Source organism: Devosia salina (genome assembly GCF_019504385.1).
Classification (GTDB): domain Bacteria; phylum Pseudomonadota; class Alphaproteobacteria; order Rhizobiales; family Devosiaceae; genus Devosia; species Devosia salina.
The window spans coordinates 3,887,938-3,911,657 of sequence record NZ_CP080590.1 but is presented as its reverse complement, the minus strand read 5'-3'; the positions used below and the strand labels follow the sequence as shown (position 1 = coordinate 3,911,657).

General features: G+C 59.5%; 21 protein-coding genes. 17 read left to right on the top strand and 4 right to left on the bottom strand.

Annotation, left to right across the window (positions count from 1 at the left end):
* Positions 1-412 precede the first annotated feature (412 nt).
* Both istB and istA read right to left on the bottom strand, forming a co-directional pair.
* Positions 413-1,309, bottom strand: coding sequence for an IS21-like element helper ATPase IstB (gene istB / locus K1X15_RS19130; RefSeq protein ID WP_220305129.1), 897 nt, complete (start codon positions 1,307-1,309; stop codon positions 413-415).
* On the bottom strand, positions 1,306-2,823 hold the full coding sequence (gene istA, locus K1X15_RS19125) for an IS21 family transposase (protein ID WP_420828350.1): 1,518 nt from the start codon (positions 2,821-2,823) through the stop codon (positions 1,306-1,308). Before istA ends, istB begins: the two co-directional genes overlap by 4 nt.
* Before the next feature lie 337 nt (positions 2,824-3,160).
* On the opposite strand from istA, the gene K1X15_RS19120 reads away from it, so the two are divergent.
* Positions 3,161-5,209 (top strand): hypothetical protein, encoded by a 2,049-nt coding sequence (locus K1X15_RS19120; protein ID WP_220305127.1) that lies wholly within the window; start codon positions 3,161-3,163, stop codon positions 5,207-5,209.
* Between the two features lie 220 nt (positions 5,210-5,429).
* Here the strand turns inward: K1X15_RS19120 and K1X15_RS19115 are convergent, their stop codons facing one another.
* Positions 5,430-5,954, bottom strand: coding sequence for an RES family NAD+ phosphorylase (locus K1X15_RS19115; RefSeq protein ID WP_220305126.1), 525 nt, complete (start codon positions 5,952-5,954; stop codon positions 5,430-5,432).
* Positions 5,947-6,318: a DUF2384 domain-containing protein gene (locus tag K1X15_RS19110; RefSeq protein ID WP_220305125.1), complete on the bottom strand. Its 372-nt coding sequence runs from the start codon at positions 6,316-6,318 to the stop codon at positions 5,947-5,949. The genes K1X15_RS19115 and K1X15_RS19110 overlap by 8 nt, the downstream gene beginning before the upstream one ends.
* A gap of 444 nt (positions 6,319-6,762) precedes the next feature.
* Between K1X15_RS19110 and K1X15_RS19105 the strand changes: the two genes are divergently transcribed.
* The 16 genes from K1X15_RS19105 (at position 6,763) to K1X15_RS19030 (ending at position 23,677) form a co-directional block, all read left to right on the top strand.
* Positions 6,763-7,941 carry an MFS transporter gene (locus K1X15_RS19105; RefSeq protein WP_220305124.1) on the top strand — a complete coding sequence of 393 codons (1,179 nt, stop codon included), beginning with the start codon at positions 6,763-6,765 and terminating at the stop codon, positions 7,939-7,941.
* Positions 7,926-9,086: a thiolase family protein gene (locus K1X15_RS19100; protein ID WP_220305123.1), complete on the top strand. Its 1,161-nt coding sequence runs from the start codon at positions 7,926-7,928 to the stop codon at positions 9,084-9,086. The genes K1X15_RS19105 and K1X15_RS19100 overlap by 16 nt, the downstream gene beginning before the upstream one ends.
* Positions 9,083-9,469 carry a PhlB family protein gene (locus tag K1X15_RS19095; RefSeq protein ID WP_220305122.1) on the top strand — a complete coding sequence of 129 codons (387 nt, stop codon included), beginning with the start codon at positions 9,083-9,085 and terminating at the stop codon, positions 9,467-9,469. Before K1X15_RS19100 ends, K1X15_RS19095 begins: the two co-directional genes overlap by 4 nt.
* Complete coding sequence (locus tag K1X15_RS19090) at positions 9,470-11,128, top strand: AMP-binding protein (RefSeq protein ID WP_220305121.1); 1,659 nt, start codon at positions 9,470-9,472, stop codon at positions 11,126-11,128. It begins immediately after the preceding gene.
* A gap of 49 nt (positions 11,129-11,177) precedes the next feature.
* The gene (locus K1X15_RS19085) at positions 11,178-12,017 is read left to right on the top strand and encodes a sugar phosphate isomerase/epimerase family protein (protein ID WP_220305120.1); all 840 of its coding nucleotides are present in this window, start codon (positions 11,178-11,180) and stop codon (positions 12,015-12,017) included.
* Positions 12,014-12,562 carry a DAK2 domain-containing protein gene (locus K1X15_RS19080; protein WP_220305119.1) on the top strand — a complete coding sequence of 183 codons (549 nt, stop codon included), beginning with the start codon at positions 12,014-12,016 and terminating at the stop codon, positions 12,560-12,562. The genes K1X15_RS19085 and K1X15_RS19080 overlap by 4 nt, the downstream gene beginning before the upstream one ends.
* Complete coding sequence (locus K1X15_RS19075; RefSeq protein WP_220305118.1) at positions 12,559-13,590, top strand: dihydroxyacetone kinase subunit DhaK; 1,032 nt, start codon at positions 12,559-12,561, stop codon at positions 13,588-13,590. The genes K1X15_RS19080 and K1X15_RS19075 overlap by 4 nt, the downstream gene beginning before the upstream one ends.
* Entirely contained in the window at positions 13,590-14,507 is a 918-nt protein-coding gene (locus K1X15_RS19070; protein ID WP_220305117.1) for a tagatose 1,6-diphosphate aldolase, read from the top strand. Before K1X15_RS19075 ends, K1X15_RS19070 begins: the two co-directional genes overlap by 1 nt.
* A complete protein-coding gene (locus K1X15_RS19065; RefSeq protein ID WP_220305116.1) occupies positions 14,504-15,994 on the top strand; it encodes an aldehyde dehydrogenase family protein in 1,491 nt (496 codons plus the stop codon). Before K1X15_RS19070 ends, K1X15_RS19065 begins: the two co-directional genes overlap by 4 nt.
* 30 nt (positions 15,995-16,024) lie before the next feature.
* Complete coding sequence (locus K1X15_RS19060) at positions 16,025-16,771, top strand: GntR family transcriptional regulator (protein ID WP_220305115.1); 747 nt, start codon at positions 16,025-16,027, stop codon at positions 16,769-16,771.
* Positions 16,772-16,776: 5 nt separating this feature from the next.
* The gene (locus K1X15_RS19055; RefSeq protein ID WP_220305114.1) at positions 16,777-18,165 is read left to right on the top strand and encodes an L-fucose/L-arabinose isomerase family protein; all 1,389 of its coding nucleotides are present in this window, start codon (positions 16,777-16,779) and stop codon (positions 18,163-18,165) included.
* A gap of 114 nt (positions 18,166-18,279) precedes the next feature.
* A complete protein-coding gene (locus K1X15_RS19050; protein ID WP_220305113.1) occupies positions 18,280-19,332 on the top strand; it encodes an ABC transporter ATP-binding protein in 1,053 nt (350 codons plus the stop codon).
* On the top strand, positions 19,314-20,732 hold the full coding sequence (locus K1X15_RS19045) for an ABC transporter substrate-binding protein (RefSeq protein ID WP_240549573.1): 1,419 nt from the start codon (positions 19,314-19,316) through the stop codon (positions 20,730-20,732). Before K1X15_RS19050 ends, K1X15_RS19045 begins: the two co-directional genes overlap by 19 nt.
* A gap of 65 nt (positions 20,733-20,797) precedes the next feature.
* The gene (locus tag K1X15_RS19040) at positions 20,798-21,694 is read left to right on the top strand and encodes an ABC transporter permease (RefSeq protein WP_220305112.1); all 897 of its coding nucleotides are present in this window, start codon (positions 20,798-20,800) and stop codon (positions 21,692-21,694) included.
* Entirely contained in the window at positions 21,694-22,557 is an 864-nt protein-coding gene (locus K1X15_RS19035; RefSeq protein WP_240549572.1) for an ABC transporter permease, read from the top strand. Before K1X15_RS19040 ends, K1X15_RS19035 begins: the two co-directional genes overlap by 1 nt.
* 10 nt (positions 22,558-22,567) lie before the next feature.
* Positions 22,568-23,677 (top strand): nucleoside hydrolase, encoded by a 1,110-nt coding sequence (locus K1X15_RS19030; RefSeq protein ID WP_220305111.1) that lies wholly within the window; start codon positions 22,568-22,570, stop codon positions 23,675-23,677.
* Positions 23,678-23,720 lie beyond the last annotated feature (43 nt).

Here is a 23,720-nt window from a genome sequence, read left to right as displayed (position 1 = left end):
GCGGACTGGCGGCACTTGGCAAAACAACCAGGGAAACCGCCATTGCTCTCAACAGATAAAGGCATGGTCTGCATGCCGGACGTCTGATCCTTTGCGAGATCGGAGCCTTTAGCGGCAATTGCGGAGGGGCCCCATTGAGATACCGTTTGACACGTTAAAGGCGCAACGCCCCTTTGTGCTCGAGGCAAAAACTGAATTGAGCGGGACTCTAGAATGGTCTTCCGATGCTAGTGAATGGTAGAGTTGCGTATGGAAACCTCACGCGTCGACATAGATTATCGGCCCATCCGTATTGGTTGGCTCATTCATTCTTCTGACCGTGAATCTTTTCGAAAAGCTGTAAAATACTGTAATGCCTTCTGGTATAGCGCGGCAATCTGGATGAGACGCTGGCGACAATCAGGATGAGATTCTACGTCGCGGCGCTTGTGATGTTATCAGGTTGATTGTCGTGGGCAAGATCGGCGTCTTCCTGTGATTGACGCGGAGCGTCAGTCACAGGTGTGTTCTTGATTGTCGCAAAGGATGCGGGTCTTCCTCGTTGCCGTTTGGCCTCGAGGGCGGATCGTCGCCGGTAGCTTTCGACGTTCATCTCGAAGATGGTCGCGTGATGGACCAGCCTGTCGACAGCGGCCAGCGTCATGGCTGGATCTGGGAAGACCCTGTTCCATTCTCCAAAGGGCTGGTTGACGGTAATCATGATCGAGCGTCGCTCGTATCGCGCTGAGATGAGCTCGAACAGGACACTGGTCTCGGCCTGGTCCTTGGTGACATAGGCGAGGTCATCGAGGACCAGCAGATCGAACTTGTCGAGCTTGGCAATAGCCGCCTCGAGCTGGAGTTCGCGCCGGGCGATCTGTAGCTTCTGGACGAGATCGGTGGTTCTGGTGAAGTGCACGCGCCAGCCATTTTCGATCAATGCCAGGCCGATCGCTGCGGCAAGATGGCTTTTGCCGCCGCCCGGCGGGCCGAACATCAACACATTGGCGCCCTTGGCAAGCCAGCTGTCACCGGCCGCCATGGCGAGGGTCTGCGCCTTCGAGATCATGGGCACGGCTTCAAAGTCGAAGCTGTCGAGCGTCTTGCCAGGTGGCAGGTGGGCTTCGGCCAGATGCCGTTCGATCCGACGGTGCGCTCGCTCGGCAAGTTCATGTTCAGCAATGGCCGCCAGGAAGCGTGCGGCGGGCCAGCCTTCGCGATCGGATTGCTCGGCGAACCTGGGCCAGAGGGTCTTGATGGTGGGCAATCTTAGCTCGTTGAGCATGATGCCCAGGCGGGCTTCATCGACGGGATGGGTATTGGCTTTCATGCGCGTTCTCCCGCCATGTCCTGGGTTCCGACCAGAACCTGGTAGCTGTCCAGACAGACGGGCTGCACAAAGACCTGGGGCAAGGCGGCGGGATCTGGAGAGAACCTTCTCCGCAACGCCGCCAGATCAGGCAGGCTACCGGAACGGAGCACCTGACCCAACTCGCTGGCCAGTTCTCCTTCACAGTTGCGATCATGTGCGAGTGCCAGAAGTTCGACTGTGATCTTGCAGGCGGGCCGTTCCGGCATCGCCGCACACAGGGCCTCGAATGCGCGACGATATTCCGGTCGGGGGAAGAGCTTGTCGCGATAAACCAGGTGCAGCAGCGCCATGGGCTTCTTGCGCAAGGAGTGGATGACGTGATGGTAGTTCACCACCTGGTCATGCTTGCCGTTGGCCTGAGCGCGCCCTCTGGGCAGGGTCAGCAAATGCGTTCCGCCCATGAACACTTCCAGCCTGTCATCGAACAGACGCACCCTCAATCGGTGTCCGATGAGGCGGGAAGGCACGGTGTAGAACACCTTGCGCAAGGTGAACCCGCCCGTGCTGGAGACGGTGACGATCACCTCCTCGAAGTCCGTGGTGCGGCGCTCAGGCAGAACCTGCAGATGCGCTCGCTCCGCCTCTATGCCTTTACCCCGGTTCGCATTGCGCCGGCTGATGATCTCGTCGACAAAGGCGCGGTAGGAGCTCAGATCCTCGAAGTCAGGGCTGCCACGCATCAGCAGGCCATCCCGGATCGCGCCCTTGAGATGGCCATGAGCACTCTCGATCGAGCCGTTCTCATGGGCCACGCCCTTGTTATTCCGCGTCGGGGTCATCCCATAGTGAGAGCAAAGAGCCTCGTATCGCGTCGTGAGATCTGTTCTGGCCTCGGCGTCAAGATTGCGGAAGGCGGCCGAGAGGCTGTCGCTGCGGTGATAATGAGGAGCACCACCGGCTGACCACAAAGCATTCTGCAGCCCCTCGGCCAGAGCAACAAAGCTCTCCCCGCCCAGAATGACGTGAGCATGTTCGAAGCCAGACCAAGGCAGACGGAAGTGGTACAGCAGGTGGTTCAACCGCTGCCCGGCAATGGTGACGCCAAGCCCGCCCAGATCAGTAAAGTCCGAAAGCCCCAGCCGTCCCGGTTCGTGAACCTGCCGGAAAATAACATCTCGCTCGGCGCCATGGATGGCCCGCCAGGCGCGAATACGACGCTCCAGTGTACGGCGAATGCCGGACTGCAGGTCGGGGTGGCGGCGCAGCAGTTCCTCGTAAATGGCGACAGGTCGCAGCCCCGGCGCTGCCTGCAGCAACGGCACAACTTCAGCCTCGAAAATGTGCACAAGAGGATCAGGGCGTCGTCGCCCTCGAGGTTCTCGCCTCTGGGACGGCAATATCGGGTCCTGTAGCAGCCGGTAGCCTGTCGCGCGGCTTATCCCGGTCTTGGCTGACGCCGTCTCGGTAGCGTGGGTTTGTCTGAGCTTCATGAAAAGCCTCATCTGATGATCGGTTACATGGCGCCCCGGCACAAAGGTGGTCCCCTCCTGAAAACCACCACTGTAGCGGGACGACCGCGATCACAGACCCCGAAATCGGGCAAAGCGGTTGGTATGCGCCTCCGGTCGGGCTACGCCCTCCCTGCGACACACACCAACCGCTCCGTCTCATCCTGATTGTCGCTGAATCTCACCCTGTTTGTCGCGCTGCACCTTCTGGGGCGGTCGTTTCAATCCGATCATCTTAGTCGACCGTCCGGTGGCAAGCGCGCTAGTCGAACTCTATGCACCGGACTTGTTGTTGCCGATTGGCGACCACAAGTTGCTCGCGGAGTTTGTCGAGAAGTATCCCCACCTCAAGAACCCCCTCATGACCGATCTCTACTTCGGACGAGGTGAATACGGCCCTCCGCGTTCGGCCGTGTTGGACATAAATAATATGCTTGTCCACTGGCGTCACCGACCTGAGTGGAAAGAGGCCATGGAGCTGGGAATCAGAGTGGCATGGTGGGAAGCCGACGATCCGCTAGCCGATGCCTTGCTAGTGCAGTTCGGAGCTTATCCCGACATCGATGATTGCGGAATAGATTACTATGAGACGTTGTCGCAAGCGACAGCGGCGATCCAAGTCGATTTGAGCAAAGATCGTCCAATTCCAGACGAGTTTCTGCGTTGCCACACCGTGTCCAAGCTCGCACGCTTCGGCATGGAAACCCAATCCGAGTTCGGTGGTTGGCGCAGTCCCGGCTTCTACGTGGGAAGCGCAGGAAACATCGACGACCTGACCCACTTCTGGAATCTGAGAGCGGCAGGCGTGTCTCTGTCGTTCCACGATCCCGATCACAAACATCGCTACGAACTGATCGACGCGGCCTACGAAAGCGCTCTTCGCGCGGATTTATCTACGGGGGATGAGCACTCCCGGGAACCAGCTATCTGGTCTCGCCGCGAGATAGGCGAGGAAGCCCAAGCCGCAATGGGCGAAGGCAAATTTGTGCTGTGTCGCATCGACGATTTTCTATGGAACGGCATGAACGTGAAACCCTGCACGGCGATCCTCGGGCAAGAATCTGCATTGGGGGTTATCGGGGCTGGCAACGCGCCGAGGATTAGTTTTGCGCTCTCGAATAAGCCCTTCTCAGGCGATACGTGGTTCTATTCGCAGCACCTGATTGCCTCGATCAAACTCTTCGGCGGCTTCGATCAAGATTCGATGTTCATCCCGCCATATGTGCCAGAGCTGAACGAGTTCTACGGACGAACAATGGCTCTCCGCTATGACCTTGTTCGGGTGGAGCCCCAAAGGATCGCCTTCGTTATCGACGCTGCTGATCGCGATCTATCGTTCCAAGCTGTTCCAGTGGCGTCCCTGATCGAGCGGATATTTGACCTCGGCGGATACAAGGCCAGCTTGAGCGGCGGCGGCCTGATAGCAAGACAGCTAATAGCTCGGATGGGTGGTCCGGACGGCGCACGGGCCTTCAAAATACCCGGCGTACGCCGGTTGCTAAAGCAGTATGGGCCGAATGACTCATTTACGGCCAAAGCGGCATTGCAGTTGATCGGCGAAAAGGACCCCGAGAATCCTAGAGCGTCGTTTGCGGATCACAAGGGACTGTTCATCGAACCACGAGACTGGAACGAAGAGTTAACGCCGAAGGCAGTGTTCGCTCATTTGGTAGCAAAGGGCCTCTTCCGCATGGGGTCCGACCTTCGGTGTCCAACATGCGCGCTCACGAGTTGGGTTCCGCTGGATGACCTCAAGCAAGACACCAAGTGCCAACTCTGTGGCACTGCGTTCGACGCGACAAGGCAATTGGTCGATGAACGTTTCGCATACCGACGCAGTGGTGTTTTGGGGCTTGAACGAAATATTCAAGGGGCGGTCCCCGTTGCGCTTGTACTTCAGCAGTTGTCCGTCGCACTTCACGGCCTCAGCAATGAAAGCGCCTCCGGCGCTTCTTATGACCTTATCCCGAAAGACGGAGACGAAGGCAAACGCTGCGAGACGGACTTTGTCTATCTTGCGCGACATCCTCGTGATGCGACTACCGACTTCATTATTGGCGAGGTCAAGGATGTGGGCGGCACAATTGACGAGAATGACATCAAGCACCTTCACGACGTGGCCGATAGCCTACCTAAGTCTCGGTTCAACACATATGTCGTGCTCGCGAAACTCTCTCCTTTCACAGAGGATGAAATCGCTCTCGCGAAGACCCTGAACACCAAGTATCGCCGCCGCGTTATCATGCTGACGGATCGAGATTTAGAGCCGTACCATATATATGAGCACGCGGCAGAGGAACTCGGCGAGCGTGTAGTCGCTGTGAGCGCCGATGATCTGGCCGCTATAACTCAAAAGCTTTACTTTGCGCCACGAGACATACAAAAGGTCGAGGTTGTTGCAGCCAAGTAATTGGTCGGCAAAGCGCGTCTATTGGTTGAAAGAGCGGGAGGGGGAGCGCGCCTCGCAGAGCGTGTTCCCATTAAAAACGCGACTTGATGCGAAGACACCAAAAGGAACGACAGCTTTTGGTGATGTTAGCACACGTTATGCAACGGCCGAAACGGGGTCGGGAGCGGGCCGGCAGGTTTCCAAGGCAGGCAGGAGCGCTATTCCCGGGACCCCGACGCCGTTAGGGTTTTCGCCATGACGCCGGCGATGTCGGAAGTCGACCATCCGGATCGATAACGCGCAGAACGGGAGCGCCTGGACTGTTCCATCGCCATAGAGCGACGCAACTCCCGCCAGGCGACATGAACGATGGATAGATTACGCCGTCAAAACCTGCGCCAAACAGTTGGCGATAGACCAAATGAGGTGCTGGAACTTCGCCCTTATCGAGTTCCGACCGCCATTCCGATCGATGGATGGCCTGGTCAAAGCCATGTTCTTCCATGACTGCTGGCACTGTAAGATCGGCAAGCCTTGCGCCGGCGAGCTCGAGCTGGGCAATCAACGCCGGGTGCTGAACGAACCCCTGATTATATTCGGCCCACGCGGTCGAAAGTTCCCGCGCCGCGTAGATTGCCGGCACTCCGGGAGGATTCCAGCGCCCGCCGAAACGGGCCGCCCCGTCTCCTGACAGAGGCACATAGGACCATTTGGGGACGTAGGCACGCCAGAGGATCAGCGGTCCGGCTGCCTCTGCGTCAGGCATAAACGCCCGCTCGAACAGCCTCGAGATAGGCCAGGACCTGGTCCGCCTTGCGCTCCTCGACAAGATCGTATGCGGTCTTGCCGGCCCAGCCGGGAATGGGCTGGTGCTTGAACCAGATGACGGCCCGGCTCTCGTCGCCCGCCATTTCCGCGGCCAGCGTCAGAATGCGCACAATCGGACTGAGCGCCGCATCCACCTTTCGCGTGGCTGACTTTGCGGTGAGGGTATTGCGGGCAACACCTGCGAGCCTTGCAAGCTCGGCCTGGGTCACGCCTAGCTGCTCCGACAGCCGCTGCGGCGATAGAAATCGCGATCCCTCTTCCCCATAACGGGTGGCTCCCAAGTCGAGCCCTTGCGCCTGCATGAAACACGTTCCGATCTCAGTTTGAGCACCTATCCGTCAATATGCGCTCTAGTTGTGCTCACTTCAAGCATGGGTCTCATTCCGTTAGCGCCGGAGCGTCAGCGGCTTTCTCTCACCCCGTCAAGCGCTGCCTCATTGTGGCACCGATCTTTGGGCGTTGCCGCCGGTCGGCTGGGCGCCCCATTTCAGACATTTAGCGAGCCTTCGCAAAGTCCCGAAAGCGGTCGGTCAGCGCATGTTGCCGACTAGCTTGATCGAGGCATCAGCTACCACTGCTGGGTGTCTCTATACTGTCTCCCCAATGGTGCGTTGCGCGAGCCGGCCGATCACGGATTGCGACCTTATGCATCCTCATCGGAGGTGCCTTCGCCCCCCAAGGTCGCAAACTTGACATTCAATTTGTCCTAATCAATAGATAGATACTAATAGGCGGAGGCTGGTCGCGTGTCGCGAGTGAAAAGCATTGATGCGGTGACGCGGCATGGCAGCGCGCAACTGTTGCTGTGGTCCGCATTCTACTACCTGCTTCCCGCGCTGCTGCCGCACATGAGCGACGATGGGTTGCTCCTCAACGATCTCACGGGCGCCATAACGATCGCAGCCCTCGTCTGGGCGGCACTTATTCCCGTTGCTGGGCGATTGGTCGACCGGGGCCATGGCATTGCTATGATGCGCATTGGCGGTGTGATTGGGGTCGGGCTGCTGGTTCTGATGACGTTCGTGCCCTATGCCGCACTACCGCTGGTGATCGTGGCGCTTGGCGTACCCATGGCTGCCACGCTTTACGATCCGTGCTTTGCAATTCTGTTGCGCACGACCGGTCTTGACGCCAGGCGGGCCATCACAACGGTGACGCTGATTGCCGGGCTTGCCACATTGCTCACCTTTCCATTGGTCATGCTGGTCGCCACCATATGGCCCTGGCAAGGTGTGGTGCTGGTCTTTGCAGTTATCGCATCTCTGGGCGTCGCCAGTATTCCCGATGGCGGAAGTGACACGGCCTCCAACCCTGTGGATGTCTCATCGCCGGTTAGGTCGCCGCTCCGCACGAGGATGAATCTGGTGCTGATCTCGGTGCCATTCGGGCTGGCGATGTTTTCCCATGCCGCTTTGCTGTTCCTGCTTCCCCTGGCGCTGCTGAAGATCAACGGTGCGAACAGCTGGGCCTTGTACCTGCCCGCCATTCTCGGGCCCGCCCAGATTGCCGGGCGGGCGTTGTGGCGCCGGATGGCGCTTCGGGGCAAGCCCAAGGGCGCAGCGAGCGTCATGTTCGCCTTATTCCTTTTGCCCCCCATGATCCTTCTGGTCTCGCCGTCGCACTGGGCGGGCGTCCTGCTCGCGCTTTTGATTCAGGGCGGGCTCTACGGCATCCACACCGTCTTGCGCCCGCTTGTTGCGGCCTCCGTGCTGCCGATGTCCAGCCTCGGCCAAACTCTTGGCTCGGTTGCTACCATTGGCCTGTTGATGATGGCAGCGGCACCCGCTCTGGGAGGCGTCGTGATGCAGAATCTAGGCTTTCAAGGGCTGATCGCATCGTTGTTGGCAGTCAATCTGGCCGCCCTTGGTGTTGCCGTGTTTGGAAAGTTTGAATTGCAAGGGAGAGCAAGATGGACCCCGTCGTAGTTGCTGGCGGTGCAATGACGCCGTTCAACCGCCGCAAGGATGGCTCGTCATGGCGCGACTGGGCGAAAGACGCCTTTTTTGCCGCTCTGGCCGACACAGATCTTGAGCGGCAGGACATTGACGCCCTTATCGTCGCCAGCGAGAGCGACTTCTTCACCCTGCAACTAAACCCGGTCAGTGTTCTGGCCGACGATCTGGCTTTGCTCGGAAAGCCGGTGATGCGCGTCGAGGGGGGCGGCGCGTCGGGGCATTTGGCGGTGCAGGCAGCCGTGATGCAGGTGCTGTCAGGCCAGGCCAGCCGTGTCGCCGTAGTTGGGGTCGAGGCGCTGGCGAGCCATTTGCCGGGTGCCACGGTATCAACGCTCTACGGGCTCTCGTTTGACGCCTGGACTGATGGGATGACCGGAATCGATTCGACAGCGCTCTATGCGCTGTCTGCCATGGCGTTTCAGGCACGGACCGGGGCCGATGAGAGGGACTTTGCTGCCGTTGCGGTGCGCAATCGTGACAATGCACGCCTCAATGACTTTGCCCATTTGCCTCTCGCAATCAGCGTGGAAGATGTTCTCTCTTCCCCGATCATTGCCGCGCCCTACCACCGGCTCGACTGCTCGCCACTGAGCGACGGGGCAGCATGTATCGTTGTGGGGCGTGGTTCGGGTCTGCCGGACACTGCGCGCGATCGCGCCAGGCTGGTGGGCATCGGGGCGGCCAATGATCGCGTCCGCTTGGGGGAAAGGGCCGACCCGGGCCATTTCGGCAGCAAACGCATCGCCGCTGAGCGGGCCCTTGCCGGTGCCGGTTGGGTGCACTCTGATATCGACATTGCCGAAGTCTATGACAGCTATTCGGGCGCACAACTCCAGGCAATCGAAGGGCTTGGCCTGAGCACGAACGTGCTCGCTGATGAGCGTGCGGGGCGCTTTGATGCGCAGGGCGATCTGCCCATCAATCTTTCCGGCGGGCTGCTAGGGCAGGGCGCTCCGGTCGGTGCAACCGGGGTAGCGCAGGTGCTTACAATCGCCCGCCAGCTCGAAGGTCGGTATTGGGGGCGCAAGCCCTCCCGGGCACCCCGCCGGGGTCTCGTCGACACTCATGGCGGCATCGCCACTGTGTGCGCAGTGAGCATTCTGGAGGCGCCATGAAACGCCAGATAACATTGGACTACGCCCTAAAATTCGGCGCCTTGGCGCCATACGTCGCCGCGGTGGGCAAAGGTGAAGCGCTTGCCAGCGTCTGCGTTCAGTGCGGCTATACGGCGTTTCCCGCCCGCCTCGTTTGTCCCAATTGCACGAACAGTTCGGTCACATGGAAACGCCTGTCGGGGCACGCGCAAGTCGTCCACCGCACGGTGGGGCCGGAACACGAGTTTGCGCTCGTGCGGTTTGACGGCGCGGATACCCAATCAGTCGTGCGGCTCCACGCCGTTCCCTCTCACGCTTCGCATGGGTGGCTGATTGCCCCTCGCGATGACCTCATTGGCCTATGGCTCGGCGCGGATGCGTCTGATGCCGGAAAGGAAGACTAGATGCTGAACGATCTCAATGCCGATCAACTCGCCAAGATTGGTCTTGTGCGGGACGGAGTGGACCTTTCGATCAGCGTGCCCGATGACGCCAATATCTATTCCATGACAGTTGGCGCGCAGATCGCTGCGGGAAACGGCGAACACGTCGCTATGATCTTCGAACAGCCTGAGGGAGTAACCACCTGGACCTTTGGCGAGGTTGACCACGCGGCAACAGCCCTGGCGGCGCACCTGCGTGGTCTCGGTCTAGGACGGGGCAGCCTTGTTGCGCTGCATACCGGCAACCGCCCGGAAACGGCAATTGCGCATATGGCTATCTGCAAAATTGGCGGTACAGCCGTCACCTTGTCGCAGCTTTATGGGCCCGACGCGCTTAGCCACGCGCTCAACCACAGCGAAGCAAAATGCCTGCTGAGCATTGAAAAGGCCTGGGCTCCGCTGCGCAACAACGCCGCTGAAGCGTTCACCCATATCGAACATGTGCTGGTGGCCGAAGCTGCAGGTCCGGAAGCAAATCTGACCGAAATACTTGCCGGTCCCGCTCCCGCCGACTTCGTGCCGGAGCTGACAGGCGCCAATGATCCGGCACTGCTGATGTACACCTCCGGGTCCACCGGCATGCCCAAGGGGATCCTGCATGGGCACCGGGTACTGGCCTCCTACCGGCCCTCGATCAATATGTTCTTCAATTTGACGCTTGAGGACGGGGATGCCGTGTACTTCTCACCCTCCGACTGGGCGTGGGTCGGTGGGCTGCTTGACATGCTATTTCCAGCATGGATGGCAGGCCGTCCTGTCGCGACCGCCGAGGCGCGGTTCAAGGCCGAGTGGGCCTATGAATTCATGGCGCGCCACAAGGTCACCCATACTTTCCTCCCGCCCACTGCGATCAAGCGGCTGGCCGATACCGACAGCCCGCGGAGCAAATATGACTTGTCGCTGCGGGTCATATGCACTGGCGGCGAGGCGTTGGCGGCGGAAACGCTCACATGGGTGGAACGCGAACTTGGTGCCGTATGCAATGAGTTTTATGGGATGACCGAGGTCAACCATCTGATCGGCAATTGTCAGGCGCTTTACTCCCGCCGACCGGGCTCGATGGGGCTAGCTTATCCGGGGCACGATGTCCGGTTGGTCGACGAAGATGGTGTGGAAGTCGAGTGCGGCGTGGAGGGCGAGATCGTCACTCGGGCCGACGCGCCCACCCGCTATCTCGGTTATCTGAAAAACGCCGAGAAGGAAGCCGAACTGCGTCTGGGCGAATGGATGCGGACCTATGATCTGGCTGTTCGCGATGCCGATGGGTATTTCTGGTACAAAGGCCGCAGCGACGATTTGATCAAGTCATCTGGTTTCCGCATCGGGCCCGCCGAAATCGAAGAATGTCTGATTGCACATTCGGCAGTTGCCGAAGCCGCGGTGGTCGGCAAGCCTGACAAGGACCGCGGAAGCATCGTCAAGGCCTTCGTGCAGTTGGCGCGCGGCTATGAACCCTCCGATGAACTCACCGAAGAATTGCGCGACCACGTGCGCATACGCCTGGCACCCTACAAGTCCCCGCGTGACATCGCCTATGTCGAAGGTTTTGAGATGACGTCGTCGGGGAAAATCAACCGAAAGAAGCTGCGTCAGGCGGAAATCGACGCCCAGAAGCATTGACGGAACCAATTGGTGCATACTAATCTGTAGCTATCAATTTGGAGGTCTCATGAGGTTCGGCATACATGCGGGGCTATGGCAACGCGCTTGGAGCGACAATCCGGCACCGATCATGAGTCAGGTCAAAGAGCTTGGCTATCGCGGGGTTGAGCTCTCCCTGCTGGGAGTTGGCTTTTCCGATGCGGGAAAGCTAAAGACCCTGTCGGTTGAGCTGGATCTGGCGCTGACCTGCTCGACGGGTCTGGGAGCTGGGGAGGACCCTGGTTCTTCCGATCCCGAACGTCGCACGGCAGCGATCAGGGCACTGACGGCTGCCGTGCGTACGGCAGGTGCCATGGGCGCGCAGAACCTGTCCGGGGTCGTTGCCAGTCCCTGGGGCTATTTTGAACCTGCTCGCAAGACCGAGCGCGCCAAATACGCGTCCGAAACGCTGGCCCAGCTCGATGGTGTGCTGCGCGAAGAAGGAGTTGTTCTTGGAATAGAGGCGCTAAATCGTTTTGAATCGGACGTGACCAATACCGCTGCCGAAACCAAGGCAATCGCGGATGCGACCGAAAGCCAGAACATTGGTGTGCTTCTCGACACATTCCATATGAATGTCGAGGAGAAGTCTCCTTCTGACGCGATCAGTGAGACGGGCAAGTCTCTGGTGCATTTCCATATTTCGGAGAATGACCGCGGAATACCTGGAACCGGCCACTTCGATTTTGGAGCGTCCGCGCAGGCGCTTTCGCAGATTGAGTATGATGGGTGGGTGGTAGCCGAGATGTTTGTCATGGCCGGCAATCCCGCAAGTGCTGACGTCAATATCTGGCGCAACATTGAAGCGGACCCGACCGAGGCCGCGCGGGTCACGCTGTCTTTCATGCAAAGGACCTTCTCGCGATGACCATTGCACAACAGTATTTTTCGCGGCTGCTTTCCAGGATTGAGGCGCGCAAGGACGAGCTCAACGCGCTCGATGCCGCTCTGGGTGATGGCGACCACGGCACAACGATGCTGCGCGGTCTCACCAGGGCCGCCCAAGCGGAGTCGGGAATGGGCGCCAAGGCCTTCATGCGCGCTTCGGGTGGGGCAGCAGGTACGCTATTCGGATTGGTGCTGGTTGCCATCGAGCGGCACCTTGTTTCGGACGCAGACCTGCCGGCCGAACTGGCGCTTGCCGAAGCCCGCATATGCGATCTAGGACAGGTAAAGGCCGGTGATAAGAGCATGATTGATGCGCTCTCACCGGCCGTTTCCGCCTTCAGTGACGGTGATCTGGATGCCGCCATCGAGGCTGCGCGGCAAGGGTGCCAGGCGACAATCGCTCTCCATGCCCGCAGGGGCCGTGCCCAGTATGTCGAGGGCAAGGGCAGGGGTCATCAGGACCCCGGCGCGACCTCAATCGTAATCCTGTTTGAAGTTCTCCGCGAAACCCGGGAAGGCCAATGACCAAGCTCTTCAACTCGCAGGAGACCATGGTCGACGACATGATCGACGGCTTCGTTTCCGCATTTCCCCAAGTCGAACGCGGCAAGATTGACCCGCGTGTCGTCGTTCGCAGCCGGGCCCGCAAGAACCCGGACGAAAAGGTCACCGTGCTGATTGGCAATGGCTCGGGACACGAACCCATCGCCATGGGCTTTGTTGGTGAAGGCCTGCTGGACGCCAATGTGGTTGGGGATGTCTTTGCCGCCCCCTCGGCGGACCTTATCCTCGATGGCATACGCGAAGTGAACGGCGCTGCGGGAACGCTCCTTTTGATCTCGCAGCATTCCGGCGATGTGATCAATGGCCGCGCAGCGATCATGCTTGCCGAAGACGACGAGCTCAATGTCCGGGGCCTATTGATGTACGACGATGTCGCCTCGGCTCCGCCCGAACGGCGCCAAGATCGGCGCGGCGCTCCCGGTACCATGTTCATCTACAAGATCCTTGGCGCGGCTGCAGAAGCAGGGTTGGACCTCAATGGTCTGATGGCGCTGGGCGAAGCGGTGCGCGATCGCACGGTGAGCCTCTCGGCGGCTATTTCCCCTGGCATCTCTCCGCTGACGGGCAAGCCGATGTTCAAGCTACCCGAGGGCGAAATCTTCATCGGCATGGGGGTGCATGGCGAACCGGGCGCCGGCCGAATGGCGTACGGTCCGGTCAACAAGCTCGTCCAGACCATCGTCGACAAGCTATTGCAGGACCGTCCCATCGCCAGGGGTGGCCGTGCCGCTGTTATCATCAATGGCATGGGCGGCACCACCTTGATGGAGTTGTACACAATCTGGAACGAGACCAGAAGAGTCCTGGCCGCACACGGGATCGAGGCGATTGCCCCGATGGTGGGCAGTTTCGTGACCACCCAGGAAATGGGCGGCTTCTCCATCTCTCTGCTCGAGCCGACCGACCAAATGCTGGCCTATTGGTGCGAACCTTCCGACAGCCCGGCCTTTCCCTCAATCTCACTGCTGGCCCAGGAGGCGCTGACGTGATGCCCGCTCCTTTTAAACCCCATGAGCCCATCTACGGCGTGGCCGTCGACCAAGGCAGTGGCCTGGCAGCAGTGATTGCCGCTGCCCGCGGCGCCGATGCGCGCGATGACGACCTCCAGACTTTCAAACGGATTGTTGTGGAAACGGCCAGCCCCCAGGCGACGACCCTGCTCGTCGACTCCAACTACGGTCCCCAATTGCTGCCGCACATGGCTCCGACCTGCATTCCTATGCTTGCTTTCGAAGCCGACGTCTATCATATCGCCGACGAGGACCGCATCACTCGCCTGCCCGATAACCTCACCGTGGAACAGTTCCCGGCCCTCGGCGCGCCTGTGCTGAAATTCTTCCTGTATTACGGCCCCAACGATCCTGCCGAGCTGAACAAGCGCAAGTTCGATCTCGTGCGCTCCATCGGAGATCGCTGCCGGGCTCAGGGTACCACGTTCCTATTTGAACCCATCGTCTATGATCGCGCCGTTTCTGATGGTGCATCGAAGGAGTACGCGCTGCTCAAGCCCGAACTGGTGCGACGTGCCGTCGAGGATTTCGTCAACCCGGACTACAAGATCGATATTCTCAAGATTGAGATCCCGGTTACGTTGGATTACGTCGAGGGCTTCGGGACGCCTGCGATGAGCCGCCGCGACGCAGAGGCCGCGGTAGTGGATGTGTCCAACGCCGCGGGCGACATGCCGTTTGTCTATCTCAGCGCCGGGGTGACTTACGAGCGGTTTGTCGAAGGGTTGAAGTTCTGCAAGTCCAGCTCCGGCGAGGCGGCAGGCTTCATGTGTGGTCGCGCGCTTTGGAGCGATGCCATTGGCATTTTCGGATCAGAGGGAGCAAACGCCATGGCTCGCTGGATGGAAACAACCGGCCGCGACCGGCTTGCGGGCATGAGCGAGGCCATCGCATGACCATGCTGGAGCTCAACCCCGAGGTTTCCGATTTTCTGAGTTCTGTCCAGGGACTGCGCATTGGCGCTGAGCAGGTTCAGGCTCGCGAAACCATTGAGGTTCTCAACCCCTCCACCGAGGAGCCTCTGGCGCAGGTTGCCTGCGGTGATGCCGACCATATCGAGGCCGCCGTCGCTACGGCCCGAAAGGCGCTTTCCGGGCCCTGGGGCACCATGTCCAGCCACGATCGCGGTGTGCTGATTTGGCGGTTGGCAGACGCGATCGAAGCCCGCAAGGAGATATTCGGGCAGCTCGACGCACTCGATAACGGCAAGCCCTTTGCAAAGGCCCGCGACGTGGATGCGGTCTATTCCGCCCGCCACTTCCGCTATTTCGCCGGCTGGGCCAGCAAGATTGAAGGGCGCACCATTCCCGTTTCCGATCCACGCCGGTTCAACTATACCCGCGCCGAGCCAGTGGGGGTGTGCGGGTTGATCACGCCTTGGAACTATCCAACGCTGATGGTCGCCTGGAAGCTGGCGCCGGCGCTTGCGGCTGGCAATACCGTAGTGCTCAAGCCTGCCGAACAGACGCCGCTGAGCGCTCTCTATCTCGCCGACTTGGCGCTCGAAGTTGGTTTTCCGCCGGGCGTCCTCAACGTCGTGGCCGGCCTAGGCGCTGGCGCCGGTGCAGCCTTGGCGAGCCACAGGGGCGTCGATAAGATCGGCTTTACCGGTTCGACCGAAACCGGCCGAAGGATCGTTGCCGCATCGACTGGAAATCTCAAGAAGGTTTCGCTCGAGCTCGGTGGCAAGGCTGCCAACATCATTTTCCCTGACGCCGACATCGAAGCTGCGATCGAAGGTTCGTTCTGGGCGCTGTTCGGAAATAACGGGCAATCGTGCACGGCGGGCGCGCGGCTCTTTGTGCACAGCTCCATTCGCGATCAGGTGGTCGCCGGTCTGGCCAGGCGGGCCAATGCACTTTCGGTTGGCCCGGGGATGGATTCGGAAGGTCATGATCTGGGCCCCATCATCTCCCAGCATCAGATGGACAAAGTTCTTTCCTATGTCGGGCAGGGGCAGGCCGAGGGTGCTCAGTGTGTTGCCGGCGGCAAGCGCGTTCGCAGCGCCGGGTACTTCGTCGCGCCGACCGTGCTCGACGGAGTGACTGATACCATGTCGGTCGCGAGGGAAGAGATTTTCGGACCCGTCATGGCAGTGCTTTCGTTTGACGATGAAGCTGAGGTGCTTTCGCGCGCCAACAATACCGACTTTGGGCTGGCCGCTGGCCTTTGGACCAATGACGTATCTCGCGCCCACAGGATGGCGGCACGGCTGCAGGCCGGCACCATCTGGATCAACACCTGGGGCGATACGGACGCGGCTTCCCCCTTCGGCGGCATGAAACAAAGCGGCTATGGCCGCGAAATGGGTCAGGAGGCGATTGCGCTTTATTCGCAAACCAAGAGCGTATGGCTCGGTCTCAAGGAATCTGATTTGATCTAATCAATTTGTGTTTCATGAAAGGGTCGTCAGGTGGCAACCAAGTCCGTTCCAAAATACCAGTCGGTGCACGACGAGGTGCTCAACAGGCTGGATTCCGGCATGTATTCGGTCGGAACGCGCCTTCCTACCGAGGAAGCATTGGCGAAGGCGTTCGACGTCAGCCGTGTCACCGTGCGCAAGGCGCTCGATATGCTCGTTCAGTCTGGATACATCACCGCGCGCCAGGGCAGTGGCTACGTCGTTTCCACGCTTTCGCCACCATCATCGAGCTGCCTTGTCTCGTTCACGGATCAGGTTATCCGTGAGGGGCGGATGCCCGGGGCCAAGCTGCTGGGTATCGATGCGCCTGCAAAGTCGGTGCCCCCGGAAGTTGCCGCTCTGTTTGACAGTGAATTGACACTGATCCGTCGTTTGCGAACCGTCGATGGCGCGCCCGTCATGCTCGTTCGTACCTGGGTGCCAAGCCATCTGGTGGATGGCATCAGCGCCGAAGATTTGCCCGAAACGGGTCAAAATCAATCCATCCTGCGTATTCTCGGACGGCGGTTCAAGATGCAGTGGACGCGCGCCTGTGAGGTTATCAGCTCGCTGGTCGCGGATGCCGAGATCGCTGAACTGCTGGACGTAAAGCCCAACGCGCCCATTCTTTCGCAGGCCTGTACGGCGTTCGACGAGGACCAGAAGCCGGTCTTTTACGACCAAGTCTACCGTCAGTCGCCCATCACCTACAACCTCGACAAATCCGCCCCCACGCGAACAGCCGGAACCTCTGCATAATGCCCTTGACCATCGGCCTGATCAAAGCATCGCTGCCAAGCTACTTTCCGGATAAGCATGGTGTCTTTGATCTGGCAGTGTCTGCGCTGGAAGGCCTGGCCTCAGAAGAAGGCGCCCGACTGGTTGTTGCTCCCAGCGTGCCGATGAATGGAGAGCAGGCTCGGGCGGCCATGGACGCTGTTCTCTCGGATGGCGCAGACTTTGTCATTCTGCTGCACGGCGGCTTTACCATGGGCGATGTTGCCCGAGCGCTGGCCAGCTATGACGTGCCTCTGGGCTTCTGGGCGACGCCTGAGCCAATCCACGAGGGCGACATCCAGCTCAACAATTTTGTTTCGCTCAATATGAGCATGTCGATTGCCCGTGGGGTCCGTGACTTGGAAAGTTCGCCGGTTCGCTGGTACTTCGGAGCGCCGGACGATACGACATTGCTTGGGCAGTTGCGTCAGACGATCAAGGCGTTGGGAATGTGCACGGCCCTGCGCGGAGCGCGGATCGGGGTGGTGGGCGGACTGGCTCCAACCTTCTACAACATGGCTGTTGATCAGGACGCGCTGTTTTCGCGGCTCGGCGTGGAAGTCGAACATGTCGATCTCCATCATCTGACCCAAGCCATGAGCGGCTTTCCTGATGAAATGGTCGCCCGGGAACTGAGCGCCATGTCGACTGCTGCCGACGTTGATGGCGTATCCATGGCGCAGATGGACCTGGCTGCGCGCATGGTGCTGGCTTTGCGCGAACTGGCGCAGGTCAATCGGTATGATGCGCTGGCTGTGTCCGATTGGCCGGCCCTGCAGCAGGATCCGGGCTTTCATCCGGGCGCCGCTTTCAGCTGGTTGGAAGAGCATAACGCCATCCCCGTCGCCTCGGAAGGCGATGTTATGGGCGCGGTGACCCAGCTTGCAGTCAGGTCCATGACGGGCCGAGTCGGCTGCCTGCTAGACATGACCTCGCCGCAGCTCGCGCAAGATCGCATCCTGATGTGGCATGGCGGTGGGGGACCGCTGCATCTCGCCGAAGGTCGTGCGCGCTGGATTAATCATCCGATGATTGGTCGGGGAACTGTGCAAGGGCCGATCTACGGTGCCATTGCGGACTATTGTTTTGCCCTCGGGGCGGTGACGGTGCTTCGATTGGGACGCAGTGGTGCCAGCCGCTTCAGCTTTGAGGCGGAAGTCGTCAAGGCGCCGGAAACTGGATTTACGGGCTGCCGTGGCTGGGTGTCATGCTTCGTTGCCGACGGGAATCCCTGCAGCGCAAGCGATGTCGTGGCGGCAGTTCTCGATCACGGCGTCGAGCACCACTTTGTCCTCGTTGCCGGCCATTGGGAACAGGTTCTGACAGAGTTTGGCGAGTGGTCCGGGCTCGTCACTTTAGGCATCAAAAAGCGCTAGGAATTCGTCCTTCTCTTCGCCGACGAGGCGTTTGGAGTTGACACGGGGAAATTTTCGGCATTAATTTGTAGTATCGAATTGGATAGAACCAATTGACACTAAGGGAGGGCACGCGTGACCGAAGTCCGGCTCAATGCGGTTCAGAAGCGATTTGGTGCATTTACGGCGATCGAATCCATTGATCTCGATATCAAGTCCGGGGAACTGGTCGCTCTCCTGGGGCCTTCCGGCTGCGGCAAGACGACGACGTTGCGCATGATCGCCGGGCTTGAGGCGCCGACGAGTGGAGAGGTCTTGTTTGACGGTAAGGACGTTTCGGACGTTGCCGTGCAGAAACGAAACGTCGGCATGGTATTTCAGCGCTACGCACTTTTTCCCCACATGACGGTCGAAAAGAACGTCACGTTCGGGCTCGATGTGCGGGGCCTGCCCAAGAAGGAAATCAGCGAGCGCCTTGAGGAGATTCTCGAGGTTGTACAGCTCAACAAATTCCGCAAGCGCTTCCCGGCGCAGCTCTCTGGCGGCCAGATGCAGCGCGTTGCCATTGCGCGCACGCTGATTACAAAGCCCTCCGTTCTGATGATGGACGAGCCGCTGGCCAATCTTGACACAAAGCTGCGTGGCGAGATGCGGCGCTTCATCCGCGACCTGCAGAACCGCCTCGGCATTACTACCATCTTTGTGACCCACGACCAGGTCGAAGCCATGGAATTGGCGGATCGGGTGGCGGTCATCTTCAACGGCAAGCTTGCCCAGTTCGGCGCCCCGCAGGAGCTCTACCAGCAGCCCAATTCCACTGAAGTCGCCGACTTCATGGGGGCCAGCAATATCTTCAGCGCGAAGCTCGCAGCGGCCGATCGCGCGGAAGCCTCGTTTGGAGCCATTGAGATCACGCCGCAGCCTGGCCTCAGGGCGGGTGACGATGTGCATGTAATGCTGCGCAGCGAAGGCATCGATCTCTACCCCGAGTCCGAGGTGCCCCAAGGTGCCCAGAACCTGATCTCTGGCAAGATCAAGGCGCGCGAGTTTTTCGGTGCGTCTGTTCAATATGTGGTCGGTGCTGGAGAGGACATCACCGTCGCCGAACAGTCCCGCCGTCTACTCGACGTGGGCCAGTCAGTTGTTCTCTCGGTCCAGCCGGACCGGGTGTGGACTATCGCCCGCTAGCAACAGGGGCGACGACTAAGAAACGATTTTTCAAGAGGAGGAAATTCAATATGCATAAACTGGCACTAGGCGTTTCGCTCGCTGCACTGCTTGTAGCAGGCGCCGCACAGGCAGAGGATCCGGCCGCCACCGAATTCCGCGAGAGCTTTCTCGCCGGAGACCTCGATTGGTCAGCCGTGACCGAGCGCGCGCAAGCCGAAGGCACCGTGAATCTGTACTATTGGGGCGGTAGCGATCCACTCAACGTTTGGATGGACAGCGTCGTTGCTCCGGCAATGTCCGAGCTGGGTGTAACTCTCAATCCCGTTCGCATCACGGGCACCAAGGACGCCGTCGACCTCGTTCTAGCCGAGCTTGGTTCGGGCAAGATGGTCGGTGAAGGCAGCGTCGATGCGATCTGGCTCAATGGCGAGAACTTCTCGACCCTCAAAGAACAGGACGCGCTTTTTGGAGCCTTTGCGCCGCTGTTGCCAAACGCAAAGAACATCGAGTGGGACGAAAGCGACCCCCGCTCGCTGCTCAATCTGCGCGACTTCGGTGTGACCACCGGTGGGGCGGAGGTTCCCTGGTCCGGCGAGCAATATGTCTGTGCCTTGAACTCAGATCGTGTGAGCGCCGAAGAGGTGCCCCATACATTCGAGGAAATGCAGGGCTATCTTGAAGCCAACCCCGGCAAGTTCATTTACGTGAAGCCGCCGCACTACATCGGCAACACCTTCGTGCAGCAGGCGATTTACGCGCACAATCCCGATGGCACTGGTGCAGAACCGTTCCAGCAGTCGCTCGAGGAATTGGGGACGTCCGAACTGGCGCGCCTGATCACTCCGGGTCTGGAATACCTGAAGAACCTCGAGCCTCTGCTTCTCGGCGGTGACAGCGGCACGCCGCGCTATCCGGAAGATCAAAACGCGCTGGACGGCTTGTTCCTCAATGGCGAGGTCAACTTCAACTGCAAGTTCGGCCTTTATGCGGTGGCCACCGGTCTCAGCCAGGGAACCTATCCTGAAGGCGCCCAGGAGTTCGTGTTTCCAGAAGGCAACATGATCAAGAACAAGAACTATCTGGCCATTCCGGCCAATGCGCCCAACCCGGCAGCTGCTCTGGTCCTGGCCGACTACATGACCACCGTTGAAGCGCAGATCTCCAAGCTCGAATTCACCGGCATGCCGGCCGGCATTGATCCGTGGCTCCTCAGCGAGGAAGACGCTGCAGCGCTTGCTGCAGCCTCGCCGGGCCACACGGGCCTCGATGCTTCCGAGCTCGACGCAAACATCGCACCCGATACCAACGCGACCCTGGTGGATGTGATTGAAGCCACCTGGCTCGAATACATCGAACGCGACAGCACGGACTCGATCGAAACCATTGTGACCCGCGCAGCCGAGAATCTGAACCAGTAACGGCAATTTGTTGGCCCGGCGCAGGTCGGGCCAACAGTCTCCAATTTGTCCTCGGAAGTTTTGATATGGCACGCTCCCACGACAGCGCACTGAAGGAAAGAATGTGGCTCTGGCTGCAGCTTTCCCCAGTGTTGCTCATCCTCGCGGTGCTCTTTGGCGGTGCCCTGGTGCTTGCCGTCGTGCAATCACTGGGGTTCGCCCCGTGGTTCGGGGTCAATACGTTCCCAAGCTTTCAATACTTTGGCGCGTTGTGGGGCTCGGCCTCTTTCTGGCAATCGCTTTGGCTGACGCTCTATTATGCTACGGTTTCGACAGTCATTGCCCTGGCCATGGGGATAGCGTTGGCATTGGCCTTGGTGCGCACTTTTCCGGGCAAGCACCTGTACAAGTATATCTATAAGCTGCCGCTGATGATCCCTTACACGGTGGGCATCGCCCTGGCCGTAATCATGCTGGGCAATGGCGGCATGATCTCACGACTGGCTGCGTTCTTTGGCCTTATTTCCGATCCCTCCCAGTTTCCGCAGATCCTCAAGACCCATGCCGGTTGGGGCATCATTGCGGTTTATGTCTGGAAGCAGGTTCCATTTATCACCTTGGCGATCTATGCGGTGATGCTCGGGATCGGCCGGGAAACCGAAGAGGCGGCGGCCATTCTTGGCGCTAATCGTTGGCAGATCCTGACTCAGGTGACACTGCCCCAGATCATGCCCGGAATCGTGTCGTCCACCCTGATCTGCTTTGCCTTCAATGTCGGGGCTTTCGAAGCACCGTTCATCCTGGGAGGCGGGTTCCCAGACACCTTGCCCGTCGTGGCATGGCGCTACTTCAACGATGCTGACTACACCCTGCAATTGCAGGGTATGGCCACCGTGGTTTCCATAGCTCTGGTCGCTGGCGTCATCTTGTTCTCCTACCTGGCCATCTATCGCCGCTTTGAACGAAAGATCGGGAGAACGTGATGGCCCGCAAATTTTCCAGCACTGCCTTGAACAACCAGCTCTCTGGCTTTCAGAAGATCTATCTGATCCTGATCGTCGGGTTCATCCTGGGGCCGTTTCTGCCGCTGATCATCCAAAGCCTGGCGTTCCGTTGGGCATGGCCCGACCTACTGCCCGGAACCTGGTGGATGGAGCAGCGTGAAGTCTCAAGGATGCCGCTTGCCTGGGACTATGTGCTGTCGCCTTACAGCCGCATTCTCGAGGCAACGATCAATACCGTGGTGATCGGCGGAATCGTGACCGTAATCTGCCTCGCCATTTGCCTGCCGGCAGCGCGGGTGCTGGCCCGGGAGAGCTTTCGGGGCAAGTCAGGCTTTGAGTTCTTCCTGTCCCTGCCACTGATCGTGCCCGAGGCCGCCATCGGTATCGCCTTGCTGATGATCTTCATACGCATGGGCATTGCCGGCAGCTATCCCGGTATCATCATCGCTCATCTGATCCCCACCATCCCTTACATGATCCGCATGCTGACGGCGGTCTATCAGGGGCTGGGCAAGGACTTCGAGGAGCAGGCAATGATCCTGGGCGCCAGCAGGTGGCAGGTTCTGCGGCTTGTGACGCTCCCCATGCTGCTGCCGGGCGTGGTGGCGGGTGCCTTGTTCACCTTCCTTGTGTCCACCAACATCTTCCTACTCACCTTCTTTTTGGGGCAGGGCAAGATAATCACCCTGCCAACGCTCCTGTTTTCAAAGATCGCAGGCGGGACGCTCGATGCGTCTGCTGCTGGCATCACGCTGATCGTGACCCTGCCAGGGGTAATTCTGCTCATCATTTCCGAACGGTTCATCAAGGAAGAAGCTTTCGGCAAGGGCTTCGGAAACTAGGATTTCGACTATGCTAGACCAAGACGTGATCGCGCGCTTTCCCAAGCTTTCCGCTGAGCTCTACCAGAGGCTGCTTGCCCACCCGGGGCACTTGGCCCGTGTAATTATCGATACTGACACGGCCAATGAAATCGACGACCAGTATGCGTTGGCCTGGGCTTTGCTCTCGCCCGACCGCGTGCGGCTTGAAGGCGTGACGGCGGTGCCATTCTCATTTGCCCATCACCAGGACAACCTCATTCGTTCGGTTGCCATTCTCAAGCGTGGCGGCCCGGAAAATCCTGCTGAAGAAAAGTTCATGGGTGGACTGGCTGGCTGGGCGCAGCGCATGGTCGATACCGGAAGCGATCCCAAGGAGACGCTGTTTACTCTGCCCAAGGAAGGCGCCGAGCTCTCCTACCAAGAGATCCTGCGCGTCTTCGGAAAGTGTGGCGTCGACCACGAGGGCAAGGTTTACCGCGGCGCCCCAGGTTACCTCGAAAGCTTTGACTCCCCGTTTGATACTCCGGCCGCCCGCTTCATTGTCGAGAGCGCCCGACGTCGCGAAGATGGCCCGGTCTATGTGCTGGCCATGGGAGCGTTGACCAACATCGCTTCCGCCCTGTTGATGGCGCCCGACATCATCGACAACATGGTTGTGGTCTGGACCGCTGGGTTCCCGACCTATGCGCCATTCTCCAACGAGCCCTCGCTCAATCTGGTGCAGGACCGGCTTTCTTCACGCCTGCTTTTTGACTGCGGTGTGCCGCAGGTCTATCTGCCGGGCTATCACGTCGGCGCCCAACTGAAAATTTCACTTCCGGAAATGGAGCGGTTCGTAAAGGGGCAGGGGGCTATCGGCGATTATTTGCACCACCTTTACACCAACAATCCGCTACACGAGATGTTCGCCATCACCGGGGCCGAAGCAAAGACCTGGGTGATTTGGGACATGATCAATGTCGCCTGGCTCCTAGACCCGGCCTACGTCTCGACATTTGATACCCAAGCGCCCAGCCTGGATCCGGGCCTTTATTGGCGCCAGGACAGTATGAGGCACCCCATGGTTGAGGCCTATGACCTGAACCGCGATGCGATCTTTGAAGATTTCTATCGCTGCCTATCCAAGGCCCCTCTCTAGAAGCCCGGCTTGGAATCGGAAAGCGTCAAAATCAGACCCGTGT

Excerpts from the sequence above, each read along its gene's own strand:
- istB (WP_220305129.1), bottom strand. The coding sequence starts at position 1,309 with ATGAAAGCCAATACCCATCCCGTCGATGAAGCCCGCCTGGGCATCATG.
- K1X15_RS19120 (WP_220305127.1), top strand. The coding sequence starts at position 3,161 with ATGACCGATCTCTACTTCGGACGAGGTGAATACGGCCCTCCGCGTTCG.
- K1X15_RS19115 (WP_220305126.1), bottom strand. The coding sequence starts at position 5,954 with ATGCCTGACGCAGAGGCAGCCGGACCGCTGATCCTCTGGCGTGCCTAC.
- K1X15_RS19110 (WP_220305125.1), bottom strand. The coding sequence starts at position 6,318 with ATGCAGGCGCAAGGGCTCGACTTGGGAGCCACCCGTTATGGGGAAGAG.
- K1X15_RS19100 (WP_220305123.1), top strand. The coding sequence starts at position 7,926 with ATGGACCCCGTCGTAGTTGCTGGCGGTGCAATGACGCCGTTCAACCGC.
- K1X15_RS19095 (WP_220305122.1), top strand. The coding sequence starts at position 9,083 with ATGAAACGCCAGATAACATTGGACTACGCCCTAAAATTCGGCGCCTTG.
- K1X15_RS19090 (WP_220305121.1), top strand. The coding sequence starts at position 9,470 with ATGCTGAACGATCTCAATGCCGATCAACTCGCCAAGATTGGTCTTGTG.
- K1X15_RS19085 (WP_220305120.1), top strand. The coding sequence starts at position 11,178 with ATGAGGTTCGGCATACATGCGGGGCTATGGCAACGCGCTTGGAGCGAC.
- K1X15_RS19080 (WP_220305119.1), top strand. The coding sequence starts at position 12,014 with ATGACCATTGCACAACAGTATTTTTCGCGGCTGCTTTCCAGGATTGAG.
- K1X15_RS19075 (WP_220305118.1), top strand. The coding sequence starts at position 12,559 with ATGACCAAGCTCTTCAACTCGCAGGAGACCATGGTCGACGACATGATC.
- K1X15_RS19070 (WP_220305117.1), top strand. The coding sequence starts at position 13,590 with ATGCCCGCTCCTTTTAAACCCCATGAGCCCATCTACGGCGTGGCCGTC.
- K1X15_RS19065 (WP_220305116.1), top strand. The coding sequence starts at position 14,504 with ATGACCATGCTGGAGCTCAACCCCGAGGTTTCCGATTTTCTGAGTTCT.
- K1X15_RS19040 (WP_220305112.1), top strand. The coding sequence starts at position 20,798 with ATGGCACGCTCCCACGACAGCGCACTGAAGGAAAGAATGTGGCTCTGG.
- K1X15_RS19035 (WP_240549572.1), top strand. The coding sequence starts at position 21,694 with ATGGCCCGCAAATTTTCCAGCACTGCCTTGAACAACCAGCTCTCTGGC.
- K1X15_RS19030 (WP_220305111.1), top strand. The coding sequence starts at position 22,568 with ATGCTAGACCAAGACGTGATCGCGCGCTTTCCCAAGCTTTCCGCTGAG.